At 72.3% G+C, this 20,092-nt stretch carries 17 protein-coding genes; 9 read left to right on the forward strand and 8 right to left on the reverse strand.

The window, feature by feature from the left end:
- From ACZ6WH_RS12840 to ACZ6WH_RS12860, 5 genes are all read right to left on the reverse strand, one after another.
- Positions 1-232 (reverse strand): NAD(P)-binding domain-containing protein (locus tag ACZ6WH_RS12840; RefSeq protein WP_469728027.1); only part of this gene is annotated, 232 nt, incomplete at its 3' end.
- A 50-nt stretch (positions 233-282) separates the two neighbouring features.
- Positions 283-1,107: a TIM barrel protein gene (locus ACZ6WH_RS12845; RefSeq protein ID WP_469728028.1), complete on the reverse strand. Its 825-nt coding sequence runs from the start codon at positions 1,105-1,107 to the stop codon at positions 283-285.
- Positions 1,108-1,240: 133 nt separating this feature from the next.
- Positions 1,241-3,028 (reverse strand): glyoxylate carboligase, encoded by a 1,788-nt coding sequence (gcl, locus tag ACZ6WH_RS12850; protein WP_432862248.1) that lies wholly within the window; start codon positions 3,026-3,028, stop codon positions 1,241-1,243.
- A gap of 251 nt (positions 3,029-3,279) precedes the next feature.
- Positions 3,280-4,740 carry an MFS transporter gene (locus tag ACZ6WH_RS12855; RefSeq protein WP_469728029.1) on the reverse strand — a complete coding sequence of 487 codons (1,461 nt, stop codon included), beginning with the start codon at positions 4,738-4,740 and terminating at the stop codon, positions 3,280-3,282.
- Positions 4,737-5,774 (reverse strand): nucleoside hydrolase, encoded by a 1,038-nt coding sequence (locus ACZ6WH_RS12860; RefSeq protein WP_469728031.1) that lies wholly within the window; start codon positions 5,772-5,774, stop codon positions 4,737-4,739. Before ACZ6WH_RS12860 ends, ACZ6WH_RS12855 begins: the two co-directional genes overlap by 4 nt.
- 191 nt (positions 5,775-5,965) lie before the next feature.
- Between ACZ6WH_RS12860 and ACZ6WH_RS12865 the strand changes: the two genes are divergently transcribed.
- A complete protein-coding gene (locus ACZ6WH_RS12865) occupies positions 5,966-6,721 on the forward strand; it encodes a GntR family transcriptional regulator (RefSeq protein WP_469728033.1) in 756 nt (251 codons plus the stop codon).
- A gap of 110 nt (positions 6,722-6,831) precedes the next feature.
- Here the strand turns inward: ACZ6WH_RS12865 and ACZ6WH_RS12870 are convergent, their stop codons facing one another.
- Entirely contained in the window at positions 6,832-8,058 is a 1,227-nt protein-coding gene (locus ACZ6WH_RS12870; protein WP_361561453.1) for an acyl-CoA dehydrogenase family protein, read from the reverse strand.
- 149 nt (positions 8,059-8,207) lie between these two features.
- Here ACZ6WH_RS12870 and ACZ6WH_RS12875 point away from each other — a divergent pair, with 149 nt between their 5' ends.
- Positions 8,208-8,849: a TetR/AcrR family transcriptional regulator gene (locus ACZ6WH_RS12875; protein ID WP_432862232.1), complete on the forward strand. Its 642-nt coding sequence runs from the start codon at positions 8,208-8,210 to the stop codon at positions 8,847-8,849.
- A 228-nt stretch (positions 8,850-9,077) separates the two neighbouring features.
- Here ACZ6WH_RS12875 and def read toward each other — a convergent pair whose 3' ends face one another.
- Positions 9,078-9,626, reverse strand: a complete 549-nt coding sequence (gene def / locus ACZ6WH_RS12880; protein WP_469728035.1) for a peptide deformylase — start codon at positions 9,624-9,626, stop codon at positions 9,078-9,080.
- Positions 9,627-9,882: 256 nt separating this feature from the next.
- On the opposite strand from def, the gene ACZ6WH_RS12885 reads away from it, so the two are divergent.
- From ACZ6WH_RS12885 to ACZ6WH_RS12905, 5 genes are all read left to right on the forward strand, one after another.
- The gene (locus ACZ6WH_RS12885; RefSeq protein WP_361561456.1) at positions 9,883-11,121 is read left to right on the forward strand and encodes a Mur ligase family protein; all 1,239 of its coding nucleotides are present in this window, start codon (positions 9,883-9,885) and stop codon (positions 11,119-11,121) included.
- A 31-nt stretch (positions 11,122-11,152) separates the two neighbouring features.
- Positions 11,153-11,881, forward strand: coding sequence for a type 1 glutamine amidotransferase (locus tag ACZ6WH_RS12890; protein ID WP_399703286.1), 729 nt, complete (start codon positions 11,153-11,155; stop codon positions 11,879-11,881).
- A gap of 311 nt (positions 11,882-12,192) precedes the next feature.
- The gene (locus ACZ6WH_RS12895) at positions 12,193-13,218 is read left to right on the forward strand and encodes a 6-phosphofructokinase (protein WP_469728038.1); all 1,026 of its coding nucleotides are present in this window, start codon (positions 12,193-12,195) and stop codon (positions 13,216-13,218) included.
- 116 nt (positions 13,219-13,334) lie between these two features.
- Positions 13,335-14,297 carry a cytochrome c oxidase assembly protein gene (locus ACZ6WH_RS12900; RefSeq protein ID WP_469728039.1) on the forward strand — a complete coding sequence of 321 codons (963 nt, stop codon included), beginning with the start codon at positions 13,335-13,337 and terminating at the stop codon, positions 14,295-14,297.
- Positions 14,298-14,435: 138 nt separating this feature from the next.
- Positions 14,436-14,594 carry a hypothetical protein gene (locus tag ACZ6WH_RS12905; RefSeq protein ID WP_361561460.1) on the forward strand — a complete coding sequence of 53 codons (159 nt, stop codon included), beginning with the start codon at positions 14,436-14,438 and terminating at the stop codon, positions 14,592-14,594.
- 34 nt (positions 14,595-14,628) lie between these two features.
- Here the strand turns inward: ACZ6WH_RS12905 and ACZ6WH_RS12910 are convergent, their stop codons facing one another.
- Positions 14,629-15,981, reverse strand: coding sequence for a cytochrome P450 (locus tag ACZ6WH_RS12910; RefSeq protein WP_469728042.1), 1,353 nt, complete (start codon positions 15,979-15,981; stop codon positions 14,629-14,631).
- Between the two features lie 199 nt (positions 15,982-16,180).
- Between ACZ6WH_RS12910 and tsaD the strand changes: the two genes are divergently transcribed.
- Positions 16,181-17,251 carry a tRNA (adenosine(37)-N6)-threonylcarbamoyltransferase complex transferase subunit TsaD gene (gene tsaD, locus ACZ6WH_RS12915; protein ID WP_469728043.1) on the forward strand — a complete coding sequence of 357 codons (1,071 nt, stop codon included), beginning with the start codon at positions 16,181-16,183 and terminating at the stop codon, positions 17,249-17,251.
- 79 nt (positions 17,252-17,330) lie between these two features.
- Positions 17,331-19,976: an alanine--tRNA ligase gene (alaS, locus tag ACZ6WH_RS12920; RefSeq protein WP_469728045.1), complete on the forward strand. Its 2,646-nt coding sequence runs from the start codon at positions 17,331-17,333 to the stop codon at positions 19,974-19,976.
- Positions 19,977-20,092 lie beyond the last annotated feature (116 nt).

Below are 20,092 nucleotides of genomic sequence, written 5' to 3' on the forward strand. Positions count from 1 at the left end.
CGATGGCCTCGACCTGCGGGGAGGCGGGGACCATGGTGACGATGACGTCGGCGTCCTTGACGGCTTCGGCGATCGAGGCGGCGGCGGTGCCGCCGACCGCGGCCAGCCGGTCCAGCTTGTCCTGCTCCAGGGTGTAGCCGGTGACGGAGTAGCCGGCCTTGATCAGGTTCTCCGCCATCGGGGAGCCCATGATGCCCAGACCGATCCACGCGACCTTGGGAAGAGCGCTCATTGAGGTAAGAAATCCTTTCCGTAACGGGATGTTGAGAGGAGGGGGCAGGCTCAGGCGTTGCGCAGCCAGCCGAAGGACTCGTGGCTCGGGCGGTCGCCGGGCTTGTACTCCAGGCCCACCCAGCCGTCGTAACCGGCCTTCTTCAGACGGCCGAGCAGGTCGGCGAAGTCCAGCTCACCGGTGCCGGGCGCGCCACGGCCCGGGTTGTCGGCGATCTGTACGTGCCCGGTCTTGTCCGTGTACGTGTCGATGACCTCGTTGAGGTCCTCGCCGTTCATGGCCAGGTGGTACAGGTCCATCAGGAACTTGGCGTTGCCCAGGCCCGTAGCCGCGTTGACCTTGTCGACGATCTCGATCGCCTTGGGCGCCGAGACGATCGGGCAGAGCGGCGACTCCGGCTGGTTCAGCGCCTCGATCAGCAGCGTTGCGCCGACACGGTCGGCGGCGCGCGCCGCGAGCACCAGGTTCTCCAGCGCCAGGGTGTCCTGGACCTGCGGGTCCACGCCTTCGACCCGGTTGCCGTAGAGCGCGTTGAGTGCCGTGCAGCCCATCGTGCGGGCGAACTCCGCGGCGACATCGATGTTGGCGCGGAACTTGTCCGACTCCTCGCCGGGGACGGAGAGCGCGCCGCGGTCGGGGCCGGGCAGCTGCCCGGCGTAGAAGTTCAGCCCGACCAGCTGGGTACCGGCGTCGTTGAGCGCGTCCCGCAACGCGTCCAGCTCGGACTGCGCCGGCACCGGCGCGTCGACCCACGGCCACCACAGCTCGACCGCCGTGAACCCGGCGGCAGCCGCGGCCGCGGGCCGCTCCAGCAGCGGCAGCTCGGTGAAGAGGATCGACAGATTGACGTCGAAACGGTTGTCGGTGAAGCCCATGAGGGGTGGGTTCCTTCCGGTGCAGTCGGTCCGGAGGCGTACGGGTACCGGCCTCCGGCGTACAGGTACGGGCCCCGCCCGTACGGGTACGGGCCGCCCGCCCGCCGGGGTGCGGGCGGGCGGCCCGTCGCGATCAGCTCTTCAGCGGCACGATCGCGCTCGGCGCGTGCCACGGCTCCGTGGCGATCTCCTCGAACTCCGTGACATCGCTGATGTCCGCGGTCTTGCTCATCGCGATGTTGGTGATGCGCTCCAGGATCGCCTCGACGACGACCGGCACCCGGTGCTCGGCGGCGAGCTTCTTGGCCTGCTCGAAGGCGGCGCCCAGCTCGCTCGGGTCGGTGACGCGGATCGCCTTGCAGCCCAGGCCCTCGGCGACCTTGACGTGGTCCACGCCGTAGACCCCCAGCTCCGGCGAGTTGATGTTCTCGAACTCCAGGTTGACCTGGAAGTTGATGTCCAGGCCGATCTGCGCCTGGCGGATCAGGCCCAGGTAGGAGTTGTTGACGAGGACGTGGACGTAGGGGATGCGGTGCTGGGCACCGACCGCCAGCTCCTCGATCATGAACTGGAAGTCGTAGTCACCGGAGAGCGCGACGACCTGCGCGTCGGGGTCGGCGGTGGCGACACCGAGCGCGGCCGGGATGGTCCAGCCCAGCGGGCCCGCCTGGCCGCAGTTGATCCAGTGGCGCGGCTTGTAGACGTGCAGCATCTGCGCGCCGGCGATCTGCGAGAGGCCGATGGTGGAGACGTACCGGGTCTCCGGCCCGAACGCCTTGTTCATCTCCTCGTAGACGCGCTGCGGCTTCATGGGGATGTTGTCGAAGTGCGTACGGCGCTGGAGGGTGGCCTTGCGCTCCTGGGTGGAGGCGGCCCACTCGCCGCGGTCGGGCAGCTTGCCCGCGGCCTTCATCTCCTTCGCCACCTCGACGAAGAGCTCCAGCGCTGCCTTGGCGTCGGAGGCGATGCCGTAGTCCGGGGCGAAGATCTTGCCGATCTGGGTGGGCTCGATGTCGACGTGCACGAACTTGCGGCCCTGGCGGTAGACGTCGAGCTTGTAACCGGTGTGGCGGTTGGCCCAGCGGTTGCCGATGCCGAGGACGAAGTCGGACGCCAGGAAGTTCTCGTTGCCGTAGCGGTGCGCGGTCTGCAGACCGACCATGCCGGCGTTCAGCTCGTGGTCGTCGGCGAGGACGCCCCAGCCCATCAGCGTCGGGATGACCGGGGTGCCGGTCAGCTCGGCGAACTCCACGAAGAGGTCGGAGGCATCGGCGTTGATGACGCCACCGCCGGCGATCAGCACGGGCCGCTCGGCCTCGTTCAGCATCGAGATGGCCTTCTCGATCTGAGCCCGGCTGGCGACCGGCTTGTAGACCGGCAGCGGCTGGTAGGTGTCGGGGTCGAACTCGATCTCGGTCTGCTGGACGTCGATCGGCAGGTCGATCAGGACCGGGCCCGGACGCCCGGAGCGCATGAGGTGGAAGGCCTGCTGGAAGACGCCGGGGACCTGCGCCGCCTCGAGGACGGTGGTCGCGGCCTTGGTGACCGGCTTGGCGATCGAGGCGATGTCGACGGCCTGGAAGTCCTCCTTGTGGATCACCGAGGTGGGCGCCTGCCCGGTGATGCACAGGATCGGGATCGAGTCACCGATCGCGGAGTACAGGCCGGTGATCATGTCGGTGCCGGCGGGGCCCGACGTACCGATGCAGACACCGATGTTGCCAGGGTGCGTACGGGTGTACCCCTCGGCCATGTGGGACGCGCCCTCCACGTGGCGGGCGAGGGTGTGGTCGATTCCGCCGCCGGCCTTCAGGGCCGCGTAGAAGGGGTTGATCGCCGCACCCGGCACGCCGAAGGCGTTCGTCACACCCTCGCGCTTGAGGATCTCCACTGCCGCACGCGCGGCGGTCATACGAGGCATCGAGTACTCCTGCGTCGTCATCGGCCTGTCAGGCGCGCTCCGGCCACGAGGCCCGGAACCCGCTACTTCCGTATAGCGGAAATATTGTTTTGCTTTATGGAAGAAGAAAGTAGAGCGCGTCACGGCAGGCGTCAAGACCGGACTCGGAGCGACCGGTAGCAAAGACAGCTGCGCCCTCCCCCGTGGCGAGGGGAGGGCGCAGCGAGAAGAGGTCTGACAACAGGTCCGGCAACGGGACGGCGGCCTCGCCGTCAGGGCGTCGCCTCCCGCTCCGGGGCCGCGATCAGCAGCGAGGCGAGCAGCGCCAGCAGCGCGATGCCCACCGCGACCCACAGCGCCGCCCGGTAACCACCGAGCGTCCCGGCGCCGGCCAGCGGCCCGACGACGGCGATGCCGACCGAGGCACCGATGCCGAAGCAGGCGCCGTTGAGCCCCGGCAGCGCGCCGGGGCTCTCCTTGGGCGAGAGCACGACACCCAGCCCGTTCAGCGTGGTCATCGTCAGCCCGTTGTAGAAGATGCCCAGCGCGCAGAACGCCCCGATCACCACCCACCGCTCCCCCGGCAGGACGGCCGCCACCGCGAGGGCCAGCGCGCAGCACAACAGTCCCGTACGCAGGACGGGCAGCCAGCCGCGGCGCGGCGCGAGCCAGCCGGCCAACGGGGCGGCGCCCAGGCCGATCGCGGCGGCCGGCGTGAGCAGGAGCAGCGAGGAGAGGGCCGCCGTCATCCCGTATCCGACGCCGGTGTCCTGGCTGAGCAGGACGACCGTGAAGTTCATCGCGGCGAAGACACCGGTGAGCGTCAGCAGGGTGGTCGCCACCAGCGGCCACACCTGACGGGACTTCACGTGCGCGACGGCGATGAGCGGTTCGGCCCCAGGGCGCCCGGACCGCCGGAACCGCCCCTTCTCGACCTGCCAGAACACGACCAGGAGCAGCAGTCCGGCAGCCAGCAGCGCCACCGTCCTGCCGCTCCCCCAGCCACCGGAAGAACCCTCCCCGATACCGAGGTTCACGCAGATCAGCGCCCCGGAGAGGGCACTCGCGCCCCACCAGTCCATCCCTCCGGCACGCACCGGCTTGCCGGCCCTGCCCCCGCCCGCGTCCGCCGCTTCCGGTGCGTCCACCGGCAGGACCCGGTACAGCAGGGCGATCGCGGCCAGCCCGACCACCAGGATCACCGCGAAGATCCAGCGGAAGCCCAGCCGGTCGGCGAGCAGCCCGCCGAGGAAGCCGTCCACTCCCCCGACGCCGCCGTTGATCGCGGTGGTGAGCCCCATGGCCGTACCGAACCGCTGCGGGCTCAGCGTGTCGCGCAGCACCAGGTACGTCAGCTGGAACGTGGCACCGGACGCGCCTTGCAGGATCCGCCCGGCGATCAGCACCGCGGCGTTTGGCGCGCACACGGCCAGTACGGTGCCCACGCACATCACGGCCAGCGAACCGAGCAGCACCCGGCGCCGCCCGAGGTGGTCGCCCAGCCGGGAGAGCACCACGCCCGCGACGCCGCCGATCAGGAAGAACAGCGTCTGGGAGAGCGCGATCTGCGAGAGCGGCGCGGCGAGCGAGCCGGCGATGCGCGGCAGCGCGGGCGTCACCATCGAGGCGTTGAGCTGGAACGCGATGACGCCGAGGAGCAGCGCGGGGAGGAGCCGGCCGGGCCCGGGGCCCTGCCGTACGGCCTCCGGGGCGGCGCCGCGAAGGAGGCTCATGCGCCGGCCGCCCGTGCCAGCCCGCCGGCCGGCGCGCTCCCGTCCCCGAGGGCGAGCCGTTCGGCGCCCGCGCGGATCCGGTCCACCAGCAGCTCCGGGAAGGTGCCCGTGGTCTCCAGCACCACCCGCGCGTTGGCCTCGGCGCGCTCCGGATACCCGAGGTAGCAGCCGCGCGTGTCGGCGACCAGCGCGCCGCGCCCCACCGAGTCCCCCGTGTCGACGGCGACATGGACGCGCGGCGCCAGTACCGGTTCGACCTCGTCCACGGCGATGGCGGCGGCGAGCGGATCGTGGCAGGCCGCGCCGCGGAAGGGGAACGTGCCCGCCTCGTAGAACGCGTAGTACTGGGCCAGGATCTCGCCCGCGAACCGGCAGGCCGGAGAACCGTGCGCGAGCAGCCGCTGCCGCAGCTCCTCGGTGAGGTTCTCCCGCATGGTGACGTCCAGCGGGACGATGACGAGGTCCCGCCACCCGGCGGAGAACACCAGGTCGGCGGCCTCGGGGTCGTTGCCTATGTTGGCCTCGGCCAGCGGGGAGATGTTGCCGGGGTGGTGGACGGCGCCGCCCATCGCGGTGAGCCGGCTGATGAGCTTCGGCAGCTCGGGCTCGCGGCGGAGGGCGACGGCGAGGTTGGTGAGCGGAGCCGTGGCGAGGATCGCCAGCTCGCCGCCGGCCGCGCGGGCGGTCTCGACGATGAGGTCGGCGGCGTCCATGGCGGCCGGCCGGGCCGTCGGCACGGGGAGCTCGACCCCTCCGAGACCGTTGTCGCCGTGCACGTGGGTGGCGTAGTGCGGGGCTTCACCGCGGTACGTCGTGTCGGCTCCGGCCGCCACCGGGATGTCCGTACGGCCGGCCAGCTCCAGCACCTGGAGGGTGTTGCGCGCGGCGCTGACGGCGTCGGTGTTGCCCGCGACGGTCGTCACCGCGCGCAGGTCGACGCCGGGAGTGAAGGCGAGGTAGAGCAGGGCGAGGGCGTCGTCGACGCCGGTGTCGCAGTCCATGAGCAGGGGCCGGCGGGAGATACGGGAGGTCATGAATGGGGCCTTTCGATCCAGCGCGACGCATTGTTGTCTGACATCTTGGCGTCGGCGCGAGGAGGCTAGCCCTACGTTTCGGCCCTGACAAGAGCCGACGATCACCGAAACAGACCCTCGGCAGCCTTGACCAGCACCGCGAGGCACGACACTCTTGCTCTCAGGCACTCACAAAGAGGTAAGACAACCCCATGACTCCCCCGGTGACGCGTCGGCGCCAGCCCCGCGTCGAGCTGTACGAACGCATCGTCGCGGCCATCCACGACGGCACCTTCCCGCCCGGCTCCAACCTCCCCTCGGAGCCCGAGCTCGCGAGCCTCATGGGAGTCAGCCGCCCGGCCCTGCGCGAGGTGCTGATCCTGCTCCAGGAGGACGGGGTGATCACCCGCCGGCACGGCGTCGGCAGCCGGGTCAACCAGCCGCCGCCCGCCCGCGGCTTCGAGCGCCTGGCCCCCATCGAGTCACTGCTCGGCCAGGGCCGGATCGCGTGCCGCCGACGCGTCGCGGAGAAGGACGAGCCCACCGACTTCTCCGGCTACCACCTGCGCCTGCCGCCCTCCAGCCGCGCCTGGTTCTGGGAGACGCTCATCGAGGTCGACGGCGTACCGGCCTGCTTCGCCCATGAATGGGCGGCGCAGGACGACACCCTCGCGTCCCTCACCCCCGCTCTCCCCGCCGCCCTCGCGGCGCCTCCCGGCGAGGGCGAGCCGACGACCACCATGCTGGCCCGGCTCCTCGCCGCCCTCGGCGACCATCCCCTCGCCGCCCGCAGCTCCACCGGTGCCACGACGCTGGGCAAGGTGCGCGGCGAGGCCATGTCCCGCCCGGCCGAGACCCCCGCCGTCCTGGTGACCCAGACCGTCCTCTCCGGCCCCCACCCCCTCCTCACCGCGAAGTACCTCCTCCCCGCGGGCGCGCCCCTCCTCCAGACGACGCACCGCCTCTGAACGCATCTGAGCCCATCTGAACGTCCGAACGGCGAAGGGCCCCGCTCCCTGCGGAGCGAGGCCCTTCATTCCGTCGTGGCGCGGCGCCTCGGGGGCGTCCGCGACGCGGGTCAGCGGATCGGCATTCCCGCCAGCGTCCGAGCGATCACCAGGCGCTGGATCTCGCTGGTGCCCTCGAAGATGGTGTAGATCGCGGCGTCGCGGTGCATGCGCTCCACCGGGTACTCCCGGGTGAAGCCGTTGCCGCCGAGGATCTGGATGGCCTGGCCGGTGACCTTCTTCGCCGTCTCACTCGCGAAGAGCTTGGACTGGGAGCCCTCCGCCGCGGTGAAGGGCTTGCCGTTGACCGCCATCCAGGAGGCGCGCCAGACCAGCAGCCGGGCCGCGTCGATCGAGGTACGCATGTCGGCGAGCTGGAAGGCGACGCCCTGGTTGTCGATGATCGGGCGGCCGAACTGCTCGCGGGTCTTCGCGTACTCCAGGGCCTCCTCGTACGCGGCGCGGGCGGTGCCGACGGCCATGGCGCCGACGGCCGGGCGGGAGGCCTCGAAGGTGGCCATCGCGGCGTTCTTCACGCGCTCGCCGCCCTTCTTGGCACGCTCGCGGGAGCGGGCCAGCCGCTCGTCCAGCTTGTCCTTGCCGCCGAGCAGGCAGCTGCCGGGGACGCGTACGTCCTCCAGGACGACCTCGGCGGTGTGCGAGGCACGGATGCCGTGCTTCTGGAACTTCTGGCCCTGGGACAGACCCGGGGTGTTCGGCGGGATGATGAAGGAGGCGTGGCCCTTGGAGCCCAGCTCGGGGTCGACGACCGCGACGACGACGTGGACGTTGGCGATGCCGCCGTTGGTCGCCCAGGTCTTGGTGCCGTTCAGCACCCACTCGTCCTTGGCCTCGTCGTAGACGGCACGCGTACGCATCGAGGCGACGTCGGAGCCGGCGTCGGGCTCGGAGGAGCAGAAGGCGGCGACCTTCACGTCCTGTACGTCGCCGTACATCTGCGGTATCCAGGTACCGATCTGCTCCTCGGTGCCGTTGGCGAGGACGCCGACGGCGGCGAGGCCGGTGCCGACGATCGACAGGGCGATGCCCGCATCGCCCCAGAACAGCTCCTCCATGGCCATCGGGATGCCGAGGCCGGTGGGGTCGAAGTACTGCTGGGCGTAGAAGTCGAGGGAGTAGATTCCGATCTTGGCCGCTTCCTGGATCACCGGCCAGGGCGTCTCCTCCCGCTCGTCCCACTCGGAGGCGGCGGGGCGCATGACGTCCGCGGCGAACCCGTGGATCCAGTCCCGGACTTCCTTCTGCTCGTCGTTGAGTTCCATGATGAACTCGGCCATGACCCCTCCAGCAGTGCGTTACTTGCGGTAACAGCAGTCTGTTACTCGCGAGTAAGGACTGTCAACCTCAGCGACCGATATCTCCCCTCCGATGGCAGGGTGTTACGTTGCGCGAACAGCACGAATTCACCAGGGCGGGGAGCCGGACGATGGAAATGACACAGGAGAGCCGCCGTACGGCCAGTGAGCGCCGACGACGCGAGCTGCTGGAGGCCGCCGACCGCGTGGTCCTCCGCGACGGCCCCGAGGCGTCGATGAACGCCATCGCGGCCGAGGCCGGGATCACCAAGCCGATCCTCTACCGCCACTTCGGCGACAAGGGCGGTCTCTACCGCGCGCTCGCCGTACGCCACACCGACGCCCTGCTCGCCGGACTGCGCGCCGCGCTGGACTCCCCCGTACCGCGAAGGGACCGGGTCGAGGCCACGCTCGACACCTACCTCTCGGCGATCGAGGCCCGGCCCCAGGTGTACCGCTTCCTGATGCATCCGTCCGACGAGGGCCAGACCGGCGACCGCGGCTTCGACGTCGGCCGGCACTCCGCCCCCCTGCTGCGCCGCCTCGGCGAGGAACTGGCGCAGGTGATCGCCGAGCGGGTGGACCTGGGACCGGCCGGCGGCGAGCTGGCGCGGGTGTGGGGCCACGGCATAGTCGGCATGATGCACGCGGCCGGCGACTGGTGGCTGCGGGAACAGCCGTGTTCGCGAGCGCAACTGGTACAGCATCTCGCTGACCTGCTCTGGGGACGGCTCGCGGCGGCGGGCGACCGCCCCGGCGGCCCCGGCTTCTAGGGGCGGGGCCAGGCCCGGGCAGGACGGGCCGGGACCGGAGGTGACGTTTCGGCCCTCGGGCCCCCCTTGTACCGGGGAACGCTCCAGCAACCGGCGTGGTGCCCGCCCCGCCCGGAATTCCAGCCCGCCCGGGGCCCCACAGCACACCCGGGTCCGGTCCGTCCGGGTCCCAGCACACCCGGGACTCCGGTCCGTCCGGGACAGCCGTTGCGCGCCTCGGCCCATGCGCTACGCGCGCCCCGCCGCCCACGGCGCCTTCGCCGCCGCCCGCAGCGCGCGGCGGCGGCGCAGGCCGGTGAGGTGGTCGACGTACAGGCCGCCGTCGAGGTGGTCGCACTCGTGCTGCAGGCAGCGGGCGAAGAAGCCGGTGCCGGAGATCCGGCAGGGCTCCCCGTCCACCGTGACGCCCTCGACCACCGCCTCGTCGTGGCGCGGCGTACCGGCCTCAATGCCCGGCAGCGACAGGCACCCTTCGGGACCGCGTACGAGGCCGCCGTCCACCGCCACCAGCCGCGGGTTGACCACGTGCCCGAGGTGCCGTACGTCCTCGTCGTCCGGGCAGTCGTAGACGAACACCCGCCGGGCCACGCCGATCTGGTTCGCCGCGAGGCCGACACCCCGGGCCGCGTACATCGTCGCGAACATGTCCTCCACCAGCCGGGCCAGCGCCGGCCCGAAGTCGGTGACCTCCTCGCACGGCGCGTGCAGGGTCGGGTCGCCGAGCAGCCGCATCGGGCGGACGCGGCCGGTACTGCCGGGGAGGGAGCGGTTTCGCATGACGGAAAGGGTACGTTCCGGCCGACGACCAGGGACGTTCCGGTCCCGGCCGACGGTCCCGCCGGACCGCGCCGAACGTGGTCCGAACGGTAACCTTCACACTTCCTCACGGGTGGTCTGGTTCGGGCTCCGGCGCGGAAATCGATAGGCTGATCCCCAACCACAGCCTCCCGGCCGGCCGGGCCGGTACGGAGGGGCGTTCCACCGGCGGCCCCAGGGGGCAGGAGGGCGCCGGATGCAAGGAGGATCTAGGACGATGGCAGGCAACACGGACCCGCTGTCGCCGCGGGCCAAGCTGGCCGTGACGGCGGGCAGGGCCGCGGCGGCGGCGTCGCGCGCGGTAGGCCGCGGCAGCGGCTCGGTGATCGGTGGCAAGGTCGCGCTCCGGCTCGACCCCGACCTGCTGGCCCGGCTCGCGACCCACCTGGACGTGGTCCTGGTGTCGGCGACCAACGGCAAGACGACCACCACGCGGCTGATCGCGGAGGCACTGCGAGCCAGCGGCCCGGTCGTCTCCAACGCACTCGGCGCGAACATGCCGGCCGGCATCACCTCGGCGCTGGCCGGAGGTTCGGACGCGAAGTACGGCGTCATCGAGGTCGACGAGAAGTACCTCGCGGGCGTCGCCCGGGACGTCACCCCCAAGGCCATCGCGCTGCTCAACCTTTCGCGTGACCAGCTCGACCGCGCCGCCGAGACCCGCATGCTCGCGGAGAAGTGGCGCGAGGGGCTGGCCGGCTCCAAGGCTCTCGTCGTCGCCAACGCCGACGACCCGCTGATCGTCTGGGCGGCCTCCTCGTCCGCCAACGTCGTCTGGGTCGCGGCCGGCCAGGAGTGGAAGGACGACGCCTGGTCCTGCCCGTCCTGCGGCGGCGTGATGCAGCGCCCCGGCGACGACTGGTTCTGCGGCGAGTGCGGCTTCCGCCGCCCGACGCCGAGCTGGGCGCTCTCCGGCGACCACGTACTGGACCCGCACGGCTCGGCCTGGCCGATCAAGCTCCAGCTGCCGGGCCGCGCCAACAAGGCCAACGCCACGACCTCGGCCGCGGTCGCCGCCGCGTTCGGCGTGCCCCCGCAGATCGCCCTGGAGCGGATGTACGGGGTCCAGGCCGTCGCCGGCCGGTACGACGTGGTCTCCTTCATGCAGCGCGAGCTGCGGCTGCTGCTCGCGAAGAACCCGGCCGGCTGGCTGGAGACGTTCTCGCTGATCGACCCGCCGCCGACCCCGGTGATCCTCTCCGTCAACGCCCGCGGCGCCGACGGCACGGACACCTCCTGGCTCTGGGACGTCGACTACACCCGGCTCGCCGGCCACCCGATCTTCGTGATCGGCGACCGCAAGCTGGACCTGGCCGTCCGGCTGGAGGTCGCGGGCCTGGACTTCCAGGTGTGCGAGGACGTCGACGAGGCCGTACGGCAGGCGCCGCCCGGCCGGATCGAGGTCATCGCGAACTACACCGCCTTCCAGGACCTGCGCCGCCGCGTGGGCAACTGACCGGCTCCGCAACGGACAAGGACGAGCAAGCATGAGTGAGAACAGCCTGCGTCTGGTGTGGATCTACCCGGACCTGCTGAGCACGTACGGGGACCAGGGCAACGCACTGGTGGTGGAGCGCCGCGCGCGCCAGCGCCGGCTGGACGTCCAGCGCCTGGACGTCCGCTCCGACCAGCAGATCCCCACCTCGGGCGACATCTACCTGATCGGCGGCGGCGAGGACCGGCCGCAGCGCCTGGCGGCCGAGCGGCTGCGCCGGGACGGCGGCCTGAACCGGGCCGTCTCCAACGGCGCGATCGTCTTCTCGGTCTGCGCCGGGTACCAGATCCTGGGCCACGAGTTCATCAACGACCTGGGCGAGCGCGAGCAGGGCCTCGGGCTGCTGGACGTGGTGAGCACCCGCGGCGAGGGCGAGCGGTGCGTCGGCGACGTACTGGCCGACATCGACCCGCAGCTCAACCTCCCGCCGCTGACCGGCTTCGAGAACCACCAGGGCATCACGCACCTCGGCCAGACCGCCCGGCCGTTCGCGAAGGTGCGGTTCGGCAAGGGCAACGGCGTGGGCGACGGCTTCGAGGGCGCGTGGAACGACACGGTCTTCGGTACGTACATGCACGGTCCCGTGATGGCCCGTAACCCGCACATCGCCGACCTGCTGATCAAGCTGGCGCTGGACGTGAACGCGCTGCCGCCGGTGAACGACCACTGGTACGAGGCGCTGCGCCAGGAGCGGATCGCGGCGGCGACGCAGCCGGCCTGAGGTCACTGTCCGGCGGCCGGGAGCGGCTGCGGGGCAACGTTTCGGCGCGCGGCCCCCCTTGCTTTTCAACGGGTGAGGGGGGTTTCGTGTGCCGGGTTCGGGTGGCCGGGGCGGGTGGGTGGTTCTCCCGGGGTTCGGGACTGTTCATGCCGTGGCACGGGGCTGTCCGTGCCGTGGGCGGGGTTTCGGACGTCCTGGTCCGTAGTGCGGGCAACGGCACTACGGGGCGGCCGGCGCTTGTAGGGTGACGGCATCCAACCGGACGACGGGGTCCGGGCATCCGGTTGAATCGCAGAGGGTTTCTACGAGCAATGCGTATTGGTGTACTCACCTCCGGAGGCGACTGCCCCGGTCTGAACGCCGTCATCCGCTCCGTCGTCCACCGCGCCGTCGCCGACCACGGTGACGACGTCATCGGTTTCCAGGACGGCTGGCGCGGCCTCCTGGAGTGCGACTACCGCAAGCTCGACCTCGACGCGGTGGGCGGCATCCTGGCCCGTGGCGGCACCATCCTCGGGTCCTCCCGCGTACAGCCCGCGCATCTGCGGGACGGCGTCGAGCGGGCCCGCGGCCACGTCGGCGACCTCGGCCTGGACGCGATCATCCCGATCGGCGGCGAGGGGACGCTCAAGGCGGCGCGGCTGCTGTCGGACGCCGGGCTGCCGATCGTCGGCGTGCCGAAGACCATCGACAACGACATCGCGTCGACCGATCTGACCTTCGGGTTCGACACGGCGGTCGGCGTCGCGACCGAGGCGCTGGACCGCCTCAAGACCACCGCCGAGTCGCACCAGCGGGTGCTGATCGTGGAGGTCATGGGCCGGCACACCGGGTGGATCGCGCTGCACTCCGGCATGGCGGCCGGCGCGCACGCCGTCGTGGTGCCCGAGCGGCCCTTCGACATCGAGGAGCTGTCGGCGCGGGTCGCGGCCCGCTTCGACGCGGGGAAGAAGTTCGCCATCGTGGTCGTCGCGGAGGGTGCCAAGCCGCGCGAGGGCTCGATGGACTTCGAGGTCGGCGGCAAGGACATGTACGGCCATGAGCGCTTCGCCGGCGTCGCCCGGCAGCTGGCCGTCGAGCTGGAGCAGCGGCTCGGCAAGGAGGCCCGTGCGGTGATCCTGGGGCATGTGCAGCGCGGCGGCACCCCGACCGCGTACGACCGCGTGCTCGCGACCCGCTTCGGCTGGCACGCGGTGGAGGCGGCGCACCGCGGCGACTTCGGGATGATGACCGCGCTGCGCGGTACGGACATCACGCTGGTGCCGCTGGCCGAGGCCGTCGAGACGCTGAAGACCGTGCCGGGCGACCGGTACGCGGAGGCCGAGTGGGTGCTCTGAGCGGCGGGGATCCGTCCAGGTAGGTGTGGCCTGTACGAGCCGCCCCCGGTCGCCGTTCGCGCCGGGGGCGGCTCTAGGCTGTTCACGGAGCATTGGTGCGAATCAGGAGCGAGCGGATGGATCACAGCGGGCACGGCATGATGATGGATCTGCCGCCGTTCACGCTGGGGCGCGGGCTGGAGTTCGGCGGCGACGCCTTCTTCCTGGTCGGCTGCCTGCTGGGGCTGGCGCTGTACGGCTGGGCCGTGCTGCGGCTGCGGCGGCGCGGCGACAACTGGCCGGTGGGCCGGATCGTGGCCTGGGTCGTGGGTGTGCTGAGCGTCGCGCTGGTGATGTGCACGAAGCTGAACGACTACGGCATGGCCATGTTCAGCGTCCACATGGTGCAGCACATGGTGATCAGCATGCTGTCGCCGATCCTGCTGCTGCTCGGCGCGCCGGTGACGCTGACGCTGCGGGCGCTGCCGACCGCGGGGCGCGGCCGCAAGGGCCCGCGTGAGCTGCTGGTGGCGCTGCTGCACAGCCGGTACATGCGGATCATCACGCATCCGGCGTTCACGATCCCGCTGTTCATCGCGAGCCTGTACGCGCTGTACTTCACGCCGCTGTTCGACTTCCTGATGGAGTCGCGGGCCGGGCACATCGCGATGATGGTGCACTTCCTCGCCGTGGGCCTGGTGTTCTTCTGGCCGATCATGGGCGTGGACCCGGGGCCGCACCGGCCCGGTTACGTGATGCGGATGCTGGAGCTGTTCGCGGGCATGCCGTTCCACGCGTTCTTCGGCATCGCGCTGATGATGGCGTCGGAGACGATGGTCAAGACGTTTCGGAATCCGCCGGCGTCGCTGGGTGTGAACGCGTTGTCGGATCAGCAGGCGGCGGGCGGCATCGCCTGGGCGTTCAGTGAGATTCCGTCGGTGCTGGTGCTGATCGCGCTGGTCTTCCAGTGGTACACGACGGAGAAGCGGCAGTCGGTGCGGAAGGACCGGGCGGCGGACCGGGACGGTGACAAGGAGCTGGCGGCGTACAACGCGTATCTGGCGTCGCTGAACGCGCGCAGCCAGGGCAGCCAGGGCTGAGGGCGGTCCGGTCGGGGGGCCGGGCGAGCGCGGCGGAATCCGGCGAAAGCTGGCGGTACGGGCCGCGGCCGGGGAACATGTTCCCAAGGCCGCGGCCCGTGGCATATCCGTGTCCGGGCTGCCGTGAGGAGGTCCAGGATGCCCGGATCGACCAAGGCAATGGCGGGCTGCACGGTGGGCGGGCTGATTCTGGCCACGGCCTACACGGTGGCATTGGGCAGCAGTGGCTGGCTGTGGTTCGCGTGGGTGGTGCTGGCCCTGGTGACGGTCGGGGTGGTGACCGGCAAGCGCTGGTGAGCCCGTGTGCGGCCGGCCAGGCCGGCGGCGGGGGTCAGAGGCAGCGCACCGTGGCGTGCAGGGGTGCGGCCGGCTGGAGGAGCAGGCCGACGCTCGGGTTCGGGTCGGCGGGTGCGACGTCGAGGTGGCACCGCTGGGCGAGGGTGGCGAGCAGGAGTGCGGCCTCGACCTGGGCGAAACGGGCCCCGAGGCAGGTGCGCTGGCCGCCGCCGAAGGGGTACCAGGCGTGGTCCGGTACGGGGTCGGGGGCGTCCGGGTCCCAGCGTTCGGGACGGAAGCTGGTGGGCTCGGGGAACCATCGCGGGTCGCGGTGGGTGGTCCACTGGCTGCACCACACGACGGTGCCGGCGGGGATGCGGGTGCCCGCGAGGGCGGCGCCGTCGCGGGCGACGGCGGGGATGAGCCAGGCGGGCGGGTAGAGCCGGAGCGCTTCCTTGATGATCTGGCGGGTCCACCGCAGGCGGTCGTAGTCGTCGATGGTGGGCGGGCGTCCGGCGAGGACCTGCGCGAGTTCGGCGGTGAGCCGTTCGCGGGCCTCGGGTGCACGGGACAGCAGGTACCAGGTCCAGGTCAGGGCGGTCGAGGTGGTCTCGTGTCCGGCGGCCCAGAGGGTGGCGGCCTCGTCGCGTACTTCTTTGGCGGTGAGCGGCCGGCCTTCTTCGTCGCGGGCGGCGAGGAGCCTGCTGAGCAGGTCGTCGCGGTCGGCGGTGTCGCCGGACCGCTGCCGGGCGCGGATGAGGCGGTGGACTTCGGCGTCGATGGTGGCGACGGCGCGGAGGAAGCGGCGCCGGCCGGGGGTGCGGACCCAGCCGGGCAGGAAGAGGGTCATGTTGCGCAGCTCGGCCCCCATGCCGTGCTCGGCCTCGGCCATCGCCTCGCCGAGCGCCCGGGTGCGGTCCCCCAGGTCGTTGCCGAAGAGGGTGCGCAGCACGATCCGCTGGGTGATCAGCGTCATCTGCTGCCGTACGTCGATGCGGTCGCCGTCCTGCCACTCGTCGGACGCGGTCCGCGCGCATTCGACCATGGCCGAGGCGTAGGCGCGTACCTGGCGGGGGCGGACGGTGGGCTGGACCAGGGAGCGCTTGCGGCGCCAGTCGCTGCCCTTGCTGCGGATGAGGCTGTCGCCGGTGAGCTGCTTGAAGGCCCAGCCGATCTCCAGGAGCTCGAAGGTGCGTTCCCGGGCGGCCAGGAATTCCGCGATGTGTTCGGGGTGGAAGAGGAACAGGCTGCGCTTGGGGCCGAGGGACCAGGTGACGGCGTCCCCGAAGTCGTCGCGCAGCCGGACGAGGAAGCCGAGGGGGTCCCGTCCGAAGGCGGGGAGGTTGCCGAGCAGCGGCACGCCGCGCGGTCCGGGCACGGGCCTGAGGGGGACGGTGGACACGGGCATGGGGGCTCCCGGAACGCGAGGCGGCACGGAGGGGTGGCGGGCCGGTCCGATGTGCTTGCGGAGAGTATCGCAGGGTTTGCCCCGTTGATCATGGGTTCCACGCGGTCACCCCGGTACGCGCTTTCGCGCTGGAGGGGGAGGCGCGGGTACTTTACTGCATACTTGTTGCAATTGCAGGATCTATGCGAAAGAGGCTGTCGTGGGCTCTCCGGTGGTGCTCGGGATCGAGTCGTCGTGCGATGAGACCGGCGCAGGGCTGGTGCGGGACGGGCGGCTGCTGGGCCACGCCGTGGCGTCGAGCATGGCCGAACACGCCCGGTTCGGCGGGGTGGTGCCGGAGATCGCTGCACGAGCGCACGTGCACTCCTTCACGCCGGTCGTCCACGAGGCCCTGGACCGGGCGGGGCTGCGCATGACGGACATCGGCGCCGTCGCGGTCACCACCGGACCGGGACTGTCGGGCGCCCTCCACGTGGGCCTGGCCGGCGCGAAGACACTGGCGTACTCCCTCGGCGTGCCGCTGTACGGGGTGCACCACCTGGCCGGGCATGTCGCGGCCGACACCCTGGAGCACGGGCCGCTGCCCGACCCGTGCATGGTGCTGATCGTCTCCGGCGGGCACACCTCGCTGCTGCTCGTCCGCGAGCCGGCCCGGGACCCGATCGTGCACCTCGGCGACACCGTCGACGACGCTGCGGGCGAGTGCTTCGACAAGGCGGCGCGCGTCCTCGGGCTGCCCTACCCCGGCGGCCCCGCCATCGACCGCGCGGCGCGCGACGGCGATCCGCACGCGGTGGCGTTCCCCCGCCCGCTGACCGGACCGCGCGACTCCCGCCACGACTTCTCCTTCTCCGGGCTGAAGACCGCCGCGGCGCGCTGGGCCGAGCGGCACCGCGCGCGGGGCGTGGACGTGCCGGTCGCCGACGGCGCCGCCGCGCTCCAGGAAGCCGTCGCCGACGTGCTGACCCGCAAGGCGGTGGCCGCCTGCCGCGAGTACGGCGTCGCCACGCTGGTCGTGGTGGGCGGCGTGGCCGCCAACTCCCGGGTGCGGGCGCTGGCCGAGGAACGCTGCCGGGCCGCCGGCGTCGCCCTGCGGGTGCCGCCGCCGCGGCTGTGCACCGACAACGGCGCGATGATCGCCGCCGTCGGTGACCTGCTGGTGCGTGCGGGCGCCGCGCCCGCCCCGCTGGACGTCTCCATCGACCCCTCGGCGCCGCTCGTGCACGCGGCCCTGCACCCGGTCGCGCGCACGCCCGCACGAGCGGCATGACCACCGCCGCCGCCCGCCCCGGCGGCCCGCGCGCCGCCCCCCTCCCGTCCGTCGGACCCACCCACCGGAGCACCGAACCTTGCGTACCGCCGACATCCGCAGCCGCTTCCTCGACTACTTCGCCGCCCGCGGCCACACGGTCGTGCCCAGCGCGCCGCTGCCCACCCCGGACCCGACGCTGCTCTTCGTCAACGCCGGCATGGTGCCCTTCAAGCCGTACCTGACGGGCGTGAGCGCTCCCCCGTGGCCGCGGGCCGCCAGCGTGCAGAAGTGCGTCCGCACGCTCGACATCGAGGAGGTCGGCAGGACCACCCGGCACGGCTCGTTCTTCCAGATGAACGGCAACTTCTCCTTCGGCGACTACTTCAAGGAGGAGGCCATCGGATACGCCTGGGAGCTGTCCACCGCCGCACCGGCCGACGGCGGCTTCGGCCTGGACCCGGACCGGATCTGGGTCACCGTCCACCACTCCGACGCCGAGGCGCGCGTCCTGTGGCGGCGGATCGCCGGGCTGAGCGACGAGCGGATCGTGGCACGCGGCGACGAGGACAACTTCTGGTCGATGGGCGTGCCGGGGCCCTGCGGGCCGTGCTCCGAGCTGTACTACGACCGCGGCCCGGCGTTCGGTCCCGAGGGCGGCCCGGCCGTCGACGAGGACCGCTTCATGGAGTTCTGGAACCTCGTCTTCATGCAGTACGAGCGCGGCGAGGGCGGCGGCAAGTCGGGCTACCCGATCCTCGGCGAGCTGCCCCGCCGCAACATCGACACCGGCATGGGCCTGGAGCGTATGGCCACCCTGCTCCAGGGCAAGGACAACCTGTACGAGATCGACGAGACCCGGCCCGTGCTGGACCGGGCAGCGGAGCTGGCGGGGGTGCGGTACGGCGCCGAGGAGGGCGCCGACGTCCGGCTGCGGGTGGTGGCCGACCACGTGCGCACCGCGCTGATGCTGCTGGCCGACGGCACCACGCCGGGCAACGAGGGCCGCGGTTACGTGCTCCGCCGGATCCTGCGCCGCGCCGTCCGGTCCATGCGCCGGCTCGGCCACCACGACCCGGCGCTGCCCGAGCTGCTGCCCGTGGCCCGGGACTGCATGGCCCCCGGCTATCCGGACGTCGCCGAGTCGTACGCCCGGATCGCCCACCAGGCGTACGGCGAGGAGGACGCCTTCCGCGCCACCCTCAAGCAGGGCACCACCGTCCTGGACACCGCGATCTCCGAGGTGAAGCGGCAGGGCCGGCGGGCGCTGCCCGGCGACCGGGCGTTCCTGCTGCACGACACGTACGGCTTCCCCATCGACCTCACCCTGGAAATGGCCGCCGAACAGGGTGTGGAGGTGGACCGTGAGGGCTTCACGGCGCTGATGGCCGAGCAGCGCGAGCGGGCCCGCGCCGACGCCCGTGCCCGCAAGGCCGGTGCCACCGCCGACACCTCGGCGCTGCGCGGCGTGCTGGACGCGCACGGCCCGACCGACTGGCGGGCCTGGGAGACCCTGGCCACCGAATCCCGCGTACTGGCCGTCCTCGGGGCCCGGGGCCCGGTGCCCGTGGCGCGTACCGGTGAGATCGTGACCGTCGTCCTGGACCGCTCGCCCTTCTACGCGGAGTCCGGCGGCCAGGAGAGCGACGCGGGCACGCTGTCGGGGACGTCGGTGGAGGCCGAGGTGCTCGACGTGCAGCGTCCGCTGCCCGGGCTGGTCGCCCATCAGGTGCGGGTCACCGCGGGCGAGCTCGCCGCCGGGGACGCGGTGCACGCGGCCGTCGACGCCGAATGGCGGCTCGGCGCCCGGCAGGCGCACTCCGGCACCCACGTGCTGCACGCCGCCCTGCGCGAGGTCCTGGGCCCCACGGCCCTCCAGTCCGGCTCGTACAACCGGCCCGGCTACCTGCGCCTGGACCTCCCCCGGCGCGGCGCCCTCGCCCCCGCCGTGCGCGGCGAGGTGGAGGAGGTCGCCAACCGGGCGCTGCGCCGGGACCTGCCCGTCGAGGTGAAGTGGATGCCGCTCCCCGAGGCCAGGGAATTGGGGGCGCTCGCCCTGTTCGACGAGACGTACGGGGACAGCGTCCGCGTCGTGGAGATCGGCGGGGCCTGGTCGCGGGAGCTGTGCGGCGGCACCCACGTCGCGCACGCGTCCCAGATCGGTACCCTCGCGCTGACCTCCGAGGGGTCGGTCGGCGCCGGGATGCGCCGGCTGGAGGCGGCGGTCGGCATCGAGGGCTTCGCGTACCTCGCCCGCGAGCGGGACCTGGTCGCGGGGATCGCCGAACAGCTCGGGGCGCCGCGCGCCGAGCTTCCCGACCGGATCGCCGGCCTGCTGGACCGGCTCAGGGCCGCCGACCGGGAGAACGCCCGGCTCAAGCAGCAGGCCGTCGCGCGGCGCGCCGGCGAGCTGTCGGCCGGTGCGGTGGACGCGGGCGGGGTGCGGGTCGTGACCGCGACCGCCGAGGGCGGCACGGACGAGGCCCGTGCCCTGGCCACGGCCGTACGCGACCGGCTCCCGGCCGCGGTGCCGGGCGTGGCCGGTGTCGGTACGGCTGCCGGGGTGGTCGTCATCGCGCTGAACAAGGCCGCGCGGGAGGCGGGCCTGGACGCGTCCGCGCTGGTCAAGCAGCTGCTGGGTGGCCGGGGCGGGGGCTCGGGGGAGCTGGCGCAGGGCGGCGGCCTGCCCGCCGGGCGGCTGGTCGGCACGCTGGCGGAGCTGCCCCGCCTGGTCGGCGAGCGCTGACCCGGCCCAACACGGGCCCGGGCCGCTGACCCGGCACCGGCCCTTGTCCGGACCCGGCGGCCGGGCGCGGCTGCCGGCCGGCCGCCGGGGTAATCGGCCTATTGCCCGGCGGCCGG

The organism is Streptomyces sp. NPDC050806, assembly GCF_055586425.1.